This window comes from Lelliottia sp. SL45 (assembly GCF_026672535.1).
Classification (GTDB): domain Bacteria; phylum Pseudomonadota; class Gammaproteobacteria; order Enterobacterales; family Enterobacteriaceae; genus Enterobacter; species Enterobacter nimipressuralis.
Genome location: NZ_JAPPRH010000003.1, coordinates 1611665 through 1623727, shown reverse-complemented (window position 1 = coordinate 1623727; position 12063 = coordinate 1611665). Strand labels below are relative to the sequence as shown.

Annotated in this window: 10 protein-coding genes; 6 read left to right on the top strand and 4 right to left on the bottom strand. The window is 54.6% G+C overall.

The window, feature by feature from the left end:
* Positions 1–7 precede the first annotated feature (7 nt).
* Positions 8–931: a LysR substrate-binding domain-containing protein gene (locus tag OVA10_RS13880; protein ID WP_100780215.1), complete on the bottom strand. Its 924-nt coding sequence runs from the start codon at positions 929–931 to the stop codon at positions 8–10.
* 278 nt (positions 932–1209) lie between these two features.
* On the opposite strand from OVA10_RS13880, the gene hglS reads away from it, so the two are divergent.
* Both hglS and OVA10_RS13870 read left to right on the top strand, forming a co-directional pair.
* Positions 1210–2553: a 2-oxoadipate dioxygenase/decarboxylase HglS gene (hglS, locus tag OVA10_RS13875; protein WP_268196162.1), complete on the top strand. Its 1344-nt coding sequence runs from the start codon at positions 1210–1212 to the stop codon at positions 2551–2553.
* Between the two features lie 42 nt (positions 2554–2595).
* Entirely contained in the window at positions 2596–4104 is a 1509-nt protein-coding gene (locus tag OVA10_RS13870; RefSeq protein ID WP_268196161.1) for a carboxylesterase/lipase family protein, read from the top strand.
* Here the strand turns inward: OVA10_RS13870 and OVA10_RS13865 are convergent.
* Complete coding sequence (locus OVA10_RS13865) at positions 4067–4933, bottom strand: LysR substrate-binding domain-containing protein (RefSeq protein WP_248860222.1); 867 nt, start codon at positions 4931–4933, stop codon at positions 4067–4069. The two genes, OVA10_RS13870 and OVA10_RS13865, sit on opposite strands and share 38 nt — an antisense overlap.
* A 114-nt stretch (positions 4934–5047) precedes the next feature.
* Positions 5048–6172: a porin OmpC gene (gene ompC, locus OVA10_RS13860; RefSeq protein WP_123427994.1), complete on the bottom strand. Its 1125-nt coding sequence runs from the start codon at positions 6170–6172 to the stop codon at positions 5048–5050.
* A gap of 451 nt (positions 6173–6623) precedes the next feature.
* Here ompC and OVA10_RS13855 point away from each other — a divergent pair, with 451 nt between their 5' ends.
* From OVA10_RS13855 to rimL, 4 genes are all read left to right on the top strand, one after another.
* Positions 6624–7793 (top strand): pyridoxal phosphate-dependent aminotransferase, encoded by a 1170-nt coding sequence (locus OVA10_RS13855; RefSeq protein WP_107703600.1) that lies wholly within the window; start codon positions 6624–6626, stop codon positions 7791–7793.
* An 11-nt stretch (positions 7794–7804) separates the two neighbouring features.
* The gene (locus OVA10_RS13850; RefSeq protein ID WP_268196160.1) at positions 7805–8578 is read left to right on the top strand and encodes an ABC transporter substrate-binding protein; all 774 of its coding nucleotides are present in this window, start codon (positions 7805–7807) and stop codon (positions 8576–8578) included.
* Between the two features lie 246 nt (positions 8579–8824).
* Positions 8825–10480, top strand: coding sequence for a glucan biosynthesis protein D (locus OVA10_RS13845; protein WP_102103689.1), 1656 nt, complete (start codon positions 8825–8827; stop codon positions 10478–10480).
* Between the two features lie 45 nt (positions 10481–10525).
* Positions 10526–11074 carry a 50S ribosomal protein L7/L12-serine acetyltransferase gene (rimL, locus tag OVA10_RS13840; protein WP_107703599.1) on the top strand — a complete coding sequence of 183 codons (549 nt, stop codon included), beginning with the start codon at positions 10526–10528 and terminating at the stop codon, positions 11072–11074.
* Here rimL and ydcK read toward each other — a convergent pair.
* Complete coding sequence (gene ydcK / locus OVA10_RS13835) at positions 11069–12049, bottom strand: YdcK family protein (protein ID WP_123427988.1); 981 nt, start codon at positions 12047–12049, stop codon at positions 11069–11071. The two genes, rimL and ydcK, sit on opposite strands and share 6 nt — an antisense overlap.
* Positions 12050–12063 lie beyond the last annotated feature (14 nt).

Genomic DNA, 12063 nt, shown 5'->3' with positions numbered 1-12063 from the left:
GAGACGGTTAAATCGGCATCGACTTGCGGATGGCGCTCAGCAACGCTTGCGCCCCCGAGGAGAGCGGGGTGTCTACGCGGGTCAGGATACCAATCGGCTCACCGGCGCCCGGCGACGCAACAGGCAGCGCGGTCAGGGTGCCCTGGCGGAGATCTTCTTTTACCGCCCCGGACGGCACGAACCAGACATAGTCATAATCTACCGTCAGCTGGCGCGACAGGGAGGCCGAGAGGGTTTCGATACACCCCGATGGCAGCTTGCAGCCCTGCATTTGCAGCATCACTTCGGCGTTATGGCGCGGAACAGTCCCTTTTGGAGACACCACCACCGGCCATTCCATGACCCGGCTCAGGGTGACCGTATCATGCAGCAGCGGGTGATTCGGGCGAACCACCAGCTTCAGCGATTCCAGGAACAGCAGCTCGTAATTCAGACCGCCCATCAACTCTGGATCGGACATTCGCCCAATGCCCAGATCCAGCTCGCCAGACTTTAACCCGGCCAGCAGCATGGTGTTATTCATCGTGGCGACCTGCAGCGTGGTGTTTTTTTGCTGCTTGTGAAACTGACCAATCGCCGAAGGCAGAATGCCGAGCGCCGCCGTAGGCAACGCGCCAACGCGGACCACATCTGAGATCTGATCGTCCTTACGATTCAGCGCCTGACCGGCGGTATTGAGCGCATCCAGCACTTTGACGGCGTGGGTGAGAAACTGTTCGCCGACTAAGGTGAGCTGCGCGCCAAGACGCCCGCGATCGAACAGGCGTGCGCCGGTGAGTTGTTCCAGTTCGTTCAGGGTTTTCGAGAGGGCTGGCTGGCTAAGATTAAGAGTTTCAGCCGCACGCCCCAGCGTTCCCTGTTGAGCGACGGCCACAAAAGTGTGCAGATGGCGCAAGCGTATGCGCTGACTAAACAAACCATTTTTTTCCATGATGCGATGTTAAGAACAGAGCCGTGCGAGTGACAAGGGAAGATGTTTAATTTTGATAACTTGATAGCAAAATATTATTAACATTTGATCTATTTGAGTTACAAGAATTTTTTCACCCGGGGATGAGGTGATTCTCCTGAGGTTTTTTCTTCGCGCAGAAAGAGAAAAAGCGCAGGGAATAACCACTTGTCTGTCAGGATCACAAATCGCAAATTCTTCCCCCCAACGACAGCGGCCTTCTCTACACTCCAGGTAATATTCACTGGAGGCATGACATCATGGCGAACACCATCACGGCTGATGATATTCGGGAACACTTTTCGCAGGCTATGTCAGCGATGTACCAGCAGGAAGTTCCGCAGTACGGCACGCTGCTGGAACTGGTAGCGGACGTGAATCTGGCGGTACTGGAAAACAATCCGCACTTACATGAACAGCTGGCCAACGCCGATGAGCTGGCGCGGTTAAACGTCGAACGCCACGGGGCTATTCGTGTCGGGAGCGCTCAGGAGCTGTCCACCTTGCGCAGGATGTTTGCCATTATGGGCATGTATCCTGTCAGCTATTACGATCTTTCCCAGGCGGGCGTCCCGGTGCATTCTACGGCGTTTCGTCCCATTGATGACGCTGCGCTGTCGCGCAACCCGTTCCGCGTGTTTACGTCGTTGCTGCGCATGGAGCTTATCGAAAATGTCGCCCTGCGCGAACGCGCGGCTGAGATCCTCGCCCAACGTACTATTTTTACTCCGCGCTGCCTGGAACTGATTGCGCTGCATGAGTCAGAAGGGCAGTTTACTGATACGCAGGCGCGCGAATTTGTTCAAGAAGCACTGGAGACGTTCCGCTGGCATCGCCACGCCACCGTCGATCAGGAGACCTATCAGGCGCTGCACGATGAGCACCGTCTGATTGCCGATGTGGTCTGTTTCCCGGGATGTCATATCAACCATCTTACGCCGCGCACCCTGGATATCGACCGGGTGCAGGAGCTGATGCCGAAATATGGCATTGAGCCGAAGATTCTGATTGAGGGGCCGCCGCGTCGTGAAGTGCCGATTTTACTGCGCCAGACCAGTTTTAAAGCGCTGGAGGAGCCGGTGCTGTTTGCCGGAGAGCATAAAGGCACCCATACGGCGCGCTTTGGCGAAATCGAACAGCGCGGAGTTGCGCTCACGCCAAAAGGCCGCGAACTGTATGACCGTCTGCTGAATCAAGCCGGAACCGGCAAGGATAATTTGACGCATCAGCTGCATCTGCGAGAGGTGTTCCAGACTTTCCCGGACAGCGAAATGTTCCTGCGCCGTCAGGAGTTGGCCTATTTCCGCTATCGTCTGACGCCTGCGGGCGAAGCGCACCGACAGGCGTTCCGCCCGGGCGACGATCCTCAGCCGCTCATTGAGCGTGGCTGGGTTGTGGCGCAGCCGATTATTTATGAGGATTTTCTGCCGGTGAGTGCGGCGGGGATTTTCCAGTCCAATTTGGGGAATGAAACCCAGGCCCGCAGCCGTGGAAATTCGAGTCGTGAAGCGTTCGAAGTCGCACTGGGATGCCCGGTAAACGACGAGTTTGCGCTGTATCAGCAGGCCGAAGACCGCAGTAAACGGCGTTGCGGTTTGCTCTGAAATCGCTACTCTGCTGGGGTGTGATGGAAAAAGAAGGCAAGTATGGAAAATTCCACGACCCCAGTAGTGACTACCCGCCAGGGCGCAGTAAGCGGTTTTATTGATGATGATGTGCACGTCTGGTGCGGTATTCCGTATGCCGCGCCGCCCGTTGGCGCGCTGCGCTGGCGCTCGCCGCAACCACCCGACTCCTGGGAAGGTATCCGCCCGGCCAGTACGTTCTCGGCATCCAGCTGGCAAAACATCGACTACTGTCGGGAACTGGGCGGGGGCGACCCAGGGCGATTCTCGGAAGATTGTCTCTATCTCAACGTCTGGGCTCCCGCAAACCGGACCGGGCCACTTCCCGTGATGGTCTGGCTGCATGGCGGCGGGTATACCATTGGCGCGGGCGGATTACCGCCTTACCAGGGGAAAGCGCTGGCACATCGCGACGTCATTGTTGTCACCATTAACTACCGTCTGGGCCATCTCGGCTTTTTCGCTCACCCGGCGCTCGCCGGCGAGGAAGCAGATGTGGTGCATAATTTTGCGCTGTACGATCAAATCGCGGCGCTTCGCTGGGTACAGGACAATATTGCTGCATTTGGCGGCGATGCGGATAACGTGACCGTGTTTGGCGAATCCGCCGGGGCGCGAAGCGTGCTGTCACTGCTGGCTTCGCCGCTGGCAAAAGGGTTGTTTCACAAGGCGATCGTGCAGAGCGGTTACACCCTTCCTGATACCCCGCGCGAGCAGGCACTGCAAAAAGGTGAGGCGCTGGCGGCGCATTTCGGCATTGAGAATGCGACCGCTGAACAGCTGCGGGCGATCCCCGCCGATGCGTTCTGGTCACTGACGGCGCCACTTAATATTGCCCCGACGCCGATTGTCGGCGACTGCGTGCTGCCAGAAGCAATGCTGGATGTGTTTTTCTCGGCCCGCCAGCATCCGGTTCCGGTGATGATTGGTTCCAACAGTGACGAAGCCAGCGTGATGGCGGTATTTGGCATCGATCTTGCCGGGCAAATTCAGAAGCTGCGTCGGGAACGTCGGTTTGGCCTGGGGCTGATCAAGCTGCTTTATCCCGGTGTGAAGGGGGATGAAGAGCTGGGGCGGCAGGTGTGTCGTGATATGGCTTTTACGACCATGGGATTTGTGGTGATGCAGGCTCAGCAGCGGGTCGGCGAACCCTGCTGGCGCTACTGGTTTGATTACGTTGCGGAAGCGGAACACGAAACCTATCAGAACGGCGCGTGGCACGGCAACGAAGTGCCGTATGTCTTTGACACGCTCGGAAAGGTGGAACCTGCCAGCCAGTATGTGAACGAGCGCGATTTGGCCTTTGCCGCGCAGGTGGCAGATTATTGGGTCAATTTTGCGCGTTTCGCGAGCCGAACCTGTGATGCGCTACATGGCCCGACGCGCTGGCCAGCCTGCCGGAAAGGGCGTGATGTGCTGTTACGCATTGGTTTGAATAAACATGCAGGATTTCGCCTGGAAAACCGCTTTATGCGCGCCAGAATGAGCCTGTTTAAACGGGTGATGAAGCATCACGTGAGCCTGGATTGAGCAGACACGCGCGAAACGCGGCCAGCCCGGCGGCTTTTGCGCGTGATTCCCGTAACACCAGCCGATAGCTGGCGCCGGTTTTCACGCTGGTATTGAAGGGGCGTGCCAGGCGCCCGGCGCGAATATCTTCTCTCACCAGCGTTTCGTCCGCAATCGCCACGCCCAGCCCCTGCATCGCGGCGGTTATCGCCAAATCCATGGTGTCGAAGTGTTGATTTCGCTGCATTGTCAGCGCGAGCTCTTCCTGCCTGGACAGCCACAACGACCAGTCGGTTTTATCCCGCGTGGGGTGCAGGAATGTCAGCGACTCCAGAGGGGCGCTCATTCGTAATGGACTCATCACCGGCGTGAGCGCCTCTTCGAACAGCAGATCGCCCGCGCTGAGATGCGTTCCGAAGACGATAGCCGCATCGTAAGACTCGGTTTTGAAATTCACCGTGTGATCGGTGGTGGTCGTAAGGGCAATTTGCAGCTCAGGCTGATCGCGCTCCACTTCAAGCAGGCGTGGAACCAGCCAGCGCATGGCGCAGGTCGGGACTTTCAGACGCACCACCGTTTGCTGCGCGCGCGCCTGTTCCGCGACGGTCAGCAGGTGTTCGAAGGCGGCCTGTAAATCCGGAAGCAGGGCGCTGCCCTGAGATGAAAGCCGCAGCCCGCGCGCATGACGTTCAAAAAGAGAAAAGCCGAACCAGGACTCCAGTGTGGCAATTTTACGACTGACGGCACCCTGAGTGAGACACAGCTCTATCGCGGCGTGGGTGAGATTCAGATGACGAGCGGTGACCAGAAAGGCGTCCACAGCATTGTGCGGAAATGAACGGCGCGACATAAACACTCCAGGTATGCGTTTTTATCATGTCGTTCATAACACCTGACCTTAAGGTGCCTGTCAATCAGCGAAAAAAAACCCGCCGGGTGGCGGGTTTTTGGATTATGCGCAGAATTAGAACTGGTAAACCAGACCCAGGGCTACGATATCATCAGTAGAGATGCCAGAATCTTTATAGAACTGATCATCTTCATCCAGCAGGTTGATTTTATAGTCAACGTAGGTGGACATATTTTTGTTAAAGTAATAGGTCGCACCAATATCAGCGTATTTAACCAGATCTTTATCGGTGTTGCCGTTATAGCTCAGGTCCTTACCTTTAGACTGCAGGTAGGAAATAGAGGGGCGCAGACCGAAATCGAACTGGTACTGAGCAGTAATTTCGAAGTTCTGCGTTTTGTTCGCAATACCGCCATCATCGCTGTTACCGTAAATGGTCATATTACGGGTTTCAGAATACATGGTCGCCAGGTAAATATCGCGATCGTCATATTTCAGACCCGCAGTCCATGCTTCGGCTCTATCGCCACCAGCATAACGGCCACCACCAGAGTTAACCTGGTCGGTAGTACGGTCGGAAGAGGCATACGCCGCACCTGCGCTGAAGCCCATACCGAAATCATAGGTGGTGGACATACCATAGCCGTCGCCATTTTCATGACGAATATCGCGGCCGTTGTTGGTGCCTTCGTTACCGTTGCCATCACCTTCGTTGTTACCCTGATACTGCAGGGCGAAGTTCAGGCCATCAACTGCACCGAAGAAGTTGCTGTTTCGGTAGGTTGCAACGCCGTTTGCGCGGCTGGTCATGTAGACATCAGACTGTGCCCAGGTATCGCCACCAAACTCTGGCAGCATGTCGGTCCAGCCTTCTACGTCGTACAGTACGCCGTAGTTACGACCGTAGTCGAATGAACCGTAGTCACCAAATTTCAGGCCTGCGAAGCCCAGACGGGTCCAGGACTGGTTAGACGAACCTTCAGTGTTGTTCGCCTGAACGTTGTATTCCCACTGGCCAAAACCGGTCAACTGGTCGTTGATCTGCGTTTCGCCTTTGAAGCCAATACGCACGTAGCTCTGATCGCCATCCACACCAGAATCATCAGAGAAATAGTGCAGGCCATCAACTTTACCGTACAGATCCAGTTTGTTACCGTCTTTGTTATAAATCTCTGCTGCGTGAGCAGCACCGGCTGCCAGAAGCGCCGGGATAACAAGTGCCAATACTTTTCTATTCATTTTTTTCATTCCTTAGAAAGGTTTTTATTATGATTTGAAATGAACTTTTGCCCATTACAAGAATCACCCGAATCCTAATATTGTTTTTAATAGGGCGGCAAACAGTATGCGCTTATAAAATGTTAAGAATTAATTCCGCCGTAACGGAATGAAATCTCAATTATAATGAGTGATGGATTACTATTATTTATTGATGGGAGTTATTAATTGTTAATTAACAGTGCTGAAAATTTCGTCTTGTTTATTATGTTTTCACCAGTGTGATTTAATAATTGTGACCGCTGCATGAGTTTTTAATGGAAAAATAAAAACTCTGTTTTTGTCAGAATTGCGCCCGGCGAAATGGGTCAGCCATGCGTTTTCATCATGGCTACTATGACAACAATTCGGTTGTCGCCAAAGCTGCCTTCGCGTTGAATAGTTATGCAATATCCACGAGAAAGGATTGATGATGACTCTGCGTACTCCCGTGCACACCCGCTCGAAACTGCCTGACGTTGGCACGACTATTTTTACGGTGATTGGGCAGCTTTCTGCTCAACATAACGCCATCAATCTTTCTCAGGGGGCACCTAACTTCTCCTGCGATCCTAAGCTCATTGCAGGCGTAACCCGCGCCATGGAGGCGGGGCATAACCAGTATGCGGCTATGACCGGCCTGCAGCCGCTGAAAGAACGCATCGTCGATAAAATTGCCACACTCTATGGCACCCGTTATGACGCCAGCAGCGAAGTGCTGATTACCGCCAGTGCCAGCGAAGGGCTGTACTCGGCCATCAGCGGCCTGGTGCATCCTGGCGACGAGGTGATCTATTTTGAGCCGTCGTTCGACAGCTACGCGCCGATTGTGCGCTTACAAGGCGCCACACCGGTGGCGATTAAGCTGACGGTGCCTGATTTTGCCGTCGACTGGGATGAAGTCCGCGCCGCGGTGACGTCGCGCACACGCATGATCATCATTAATACCCCGCACAACCCGAGCGGTCAGGTCTTCTCGGCGAACGACCTCGAACAGCTGGCGGCGATTACCCGCCAGACGGATATCATTATTTTGTCTGATGAAGTGTACGAACACGTCGTGTTTGACGGCCAGCCGCATCACGGCATGGCAACGCACCCGCAGCTGGCGGAGCGTAGCGTGATCATTTCATCATTTGGAAAAACCTATCATGTCACCGGCTGGCGAGTAGGGTATTGTGTGGCTCCCGCTGAACTGATGGACGAAATCTGCAAAGTGCATCAATTCCTGATGTTTTCTGCCGATACCCCTATGCAGTACGCCTTTGCAGAGCATATGGCCGATCCTCAGACCTGGCTGTCGCTGTCGGCGTTCTATCAGCGCAAACGCGATTTACTGCAAAATCTACTGGCGGAGTCGCCGTTCCGTTTGCTGCCGAGCGCAGGTTCGTTCTTCCTGCTGGCCGATTACAGCCACTTCAGCGACGAAAGCGACAGTGAGATGGTCAAACGGCTAATCGTTGAATCCGGTGTCGCGACCATTCCGCTGTCGGCGTTTTACACAGACGGTACAGATAACAAATTGATCCGCCTCTCTTTTGCGAAAGACGAGGCAACATTACGGGCAGGTGCGCAGGCCCTGTGTCGGGTTAAACCACGCTAAGGAGTGTTGAGATGAAATTTAACGCGTTAGTTGTCGGCATGGGATTGCTGTGTTCTTTTTCTTCCTTCGCTGCAACCGAGCTGCGCTATGGCCTGGAAGCGGAATATCCGCCGTTTGAAAGCCGTAATGCGTCGGGTGAACTGGAAGGTTTTGATATCGATCTGGGCAAAGCGATTTGCAAAGCCGCTGAGCTAAAGTGCAGTTGGGTCGAGACTTCATTTGATGCGTTGATCCCAGGGTTAATGGCGAAGAAATTCGATGCCATCAACTCGGCCATGAACATTACGGAGCAGCGTCGTCAGAGCATTGATTTCACCCAGCCGATCTACCGTATTCCTTCCCAACTGGTCGGGAAAGAAGGGAGTGGCGTCGACGCGACGCCGGAAGGTTTGAAAGGTAAAACCATCGGTGTGTTGCAGGGTTCCATTCAGGAAACCTATGCGAAAGAGCACTGGGAGAAGCACGGTGTCACCGTGGTGTCTTATAAAGATCAGAATATGGCCTGGGGTGATTTGCTGAATGGCCGTATTGATGCCTCGCTGGTGATGTCCGCGGCCGGGCAGGCAGGTTTCCTGAGTAAGCCGCAGGGGAAAGGGTTTGGCTTTATTGGCAAACCGGTGTCGGATGACACTATCCTCGGCAGCGGGATCGGTTTCGGGCTACGCAAAGGTGACGAGGCCACCAAAAAACAGCTCGATGCGGCTATCGATAAAGTCCGCGCTGACGGCACCATCGACCAGCTTGCGAAGAAATACTTCCCGGGCATTGATGTCAGCGTAAAATAATAATATTGCGCCTCTTCGCCTCTGATGCAGATGTCCATCAGAGGCTTTTTATTTTCGATTTATACATAACTTTACCGTCAATTCAGTCCTTTCCCCTCGACAGAAAATATTTCTCGCTTTGCTCAGAATATCGCCGCTCAACAATTGGATTTCTAACCGTTTTTGTTTAGGCTGTGCGTTCTTTCTTGCCGTCGTTTCGCTGCCCGCGAAACTCATTCACACGACCATAAGGACGTTTTCTCAGGCATGAATCGCAGACGTTTTTTACAAGGCTCGCTGGCAATGGCTGCGCTGAGCGGTACCGCTGGACTCTCATCGCTGTTTTCCCGTGCGGCATTTGCCGCGGAATCGGATATTGCCGACGGTCAGAGTCGTCGTTTTGACTTCTCTGTACTGCAATCCATGGCGCACGATCTGGCGCAAACTGCGTGGGGCGGTGCGCCGCGTCCGCTGCCCAATACGCTGGCGACCATGACGCCGCAGGCGTACAACGCCATCAAATACGACGAGAAACAGTCCCTGTGGAACAATATTGAAGACCGCCAGCTCGACGTGCAGTTCTTCCATATGGGAATGGGATTCCGCCGGCGTGTGCGTATGTTCTCGCTTGATTCTGCGACATCCCAGGCGCGTGAAATTCACTTCCGCCCGGAGCTGTTTAGCTACAACGATACGGATGTCGACACCCAACAGCTGCAGGGGCAGAGCGATTTAGGCTTTGCCGGTTTCCGCGCCTTTAAAGCGCCGGAACTGGCGCGTCGCGATATCGTCTCCTTCCTGGGCGCGAGTTATTTCCGTGCCGTGGATGATACCTATCAGTACGGCCTGTCTGCACGCGGTCTGGCGATAGACACCTTTACCGATACGCCGGAAGAGTTCCCGGACTTCACCTCATTCTGGTTTGAAACCGTCAAGCCGAACGACACCACGTTTACCGTCTATGCGCTGCTCGACAGCCCAAGTATCACCGGTGCCTATAAGTTCGTGATCCACTGCGAGAAGAGCCAGGTGATCATGGAGGTGGATAACCACCTGTATGCCCGTAAAGACATCAAGCAGCTCGGCATTTCCCCAATGACCAGCATGTTCAGCTGCGGGAATAACGAGCGCCGCATGTGTGACACTATCCATCCGCAAATCCACGACTCCGATCGTCTGGCGATGTGGCGGGGCAACGGCGAGTGGATCTGTCGTCCGCTGAACAACCCGCAAAAACTGCAGTTCAACGCCTTCCAGGATAAAAACCCGAAAGGCTTTGGCCTGCTGCAGCTTGATCGCGATTTCTCCCACTACCAGGACATCATGGGCTGGTACAACAAGCGTCCGAGCCTGTGGGTTGAGCCGCGCAATCAGTGGGGCAAAGGCAGCGTCGGACTGATGGAGATCCCTACCACCGGCGAAACGCTGGATAACGTCGTCTGCTTCTGGCAGCCGGAAAAACCGGTTAAAGCTGGCGATGAGCTGGACTTCAAATACCGTCTCTACTGGAGCGCACAGCCGCCGGTTCGCTCGCCGCTGGCGAACGTCTATGCCACCCGCACCGGTATGGGCGGCTTCCCGGAAGGCTGGGCACCAGGCGAAAACTACCCGAAAGTCTGGGCACGTCGCTTTGCTATCGACTTCGTGGGGGGCGATCTGAAAGCCGCTGCGCCGAAAGGCATCGAGCCGGTGATTACGCTCTCTAACGGCGAAGCGAAACAGGTCGAAATCCTCTACGTCGAACCGTTCGACGGCTACCGTATTTTGTTTGACTGGTACCCAACGGACGATTCCACCGATCCGGTCGAAATGCGCATGTTCCTGCGCTGTCAGGGGGATGCGATCAGTGAAACCTGGTTGTATCAGTATTTCCCGCCTGCGCCTGATAAACGCAACTACGTTGACGATCGCGTGATGCGCTAACGCTGAACTCCCTCTCCCAAACCGGGAGAGGGAAAGTGAGGACCCATGACGGCTAACACCCCTGAAATCATTCCTGTTACCGACCGCATCGAACTGCGGGCCATCGACGAGCGCTATACCGCTGAGCTGCACAATCTGGTGGTCAAAAACAAAAGCTGGCTACAAACCGCCTTTGACTGGGCGCAGTATGTGGGAACGGAAGACGACACGCGCAAAAATGTGCTCAGCAATCACATGCTGCATCAGCGCGGTTACGCGAAAATGTTCCTGATTTTTCAGGATCAGACCCTGAAAGGTGTGCTGTCATTCAACTCGATTGAGCCGACGAATAAGACGGGTTACATCGGCTATTGGCTGGATAAAGGCAGCCAGGGGCAGGGTATTTTGTCAAACGCGTTGCAGGCATTTATGCGCTATTACGCTGAGCGCGGGGAAGTCCGCCGTTTCGTCATCAAATGCCGCGTGGCGAATGCGCAAAGCAACAGCGTAGCCGTGCGCAATGGTTTTGAGCTGGAAGGCTGCCTGAAAGAAGCCGAATTTTTAAACGGCGAGTTCCAGGATGTAAACAGCTACGCCAAAATCATTCGTCTATAGCGCGCCGAGCAGCGGGGTGCGGGTGATGCGCTGTTTTCCGTTGATCACCTTCTCACCGCGTAAATGGATGTTATCGCCACCGAATGCCTCAATCACCGCATCGTCGGTGATTTCAATACGATGCTCGATCAGCACATCGCCGCTGATTCTCGCCCGTCCCTGAATCACCACTTTGTCATCAATCAGGATCGGGCCACCGCGCAGCCAGGCCTGGCCGCCGATCAGCACATGATGTTTGATGATCACGTTCCCCTCGACCACGGCGTTTTCAGCCACCTGCGAACTGTAGCGTAGCGTCGGAATCGCATCGTCTTCACGTCCGGCAACCAGCCGGGCATTGCCATACACTTTTGCGCAATCGCAGACCCAAACGTTATTCAGATCGTTGCCTTCGATGAGCGCATTCTCGAACACTTCGGCCCGATGCTCGATAAAGGCGAAATTGACCATCGCCTCCCCGTAAATCTGCGCCTGATGGACAATTCTGGACTGGCTGACGGTGGCGTTATCGTAAATTTTCAGAACCTGTTCACGATCCGGCGTCAGGCCAAGGGCTGCAATGATCGTGCTTTGATGCAGAATCCGTGCATTGCCGTAAAGATGGCAGATACCGCGCACTTCGGAAGACTGAACGGTGACGTTGTCACTTAACTGTGCGCCATGGCTGATGTGTGAACCGTCGACCCAGCTGTTATCAGCGATTTTCGCGCCGTGGCTGATCATACAATGCTGGGTGATTCGCGCGTTATCGCGAATTTGCGCCTGTGCGAAAACTACGCTGTTTTCATCATAAACCCAGCAGTTACCGTCATGGGACAAGGCGCTTTCATCCTCAAGCCAGCCGCCTTTTGTCCCGGCGGTCACATCGCTGAAATCTCGTGTGGCGATGATTTGCCGGAGCTTTACGTCTGCTTTTGCTTCGCCGTTCTGCCAGTGGTGGAGGCGGGTTTCGTCGCTGAGTCGGTATTTTTGCATCTCGTGATCTCGGC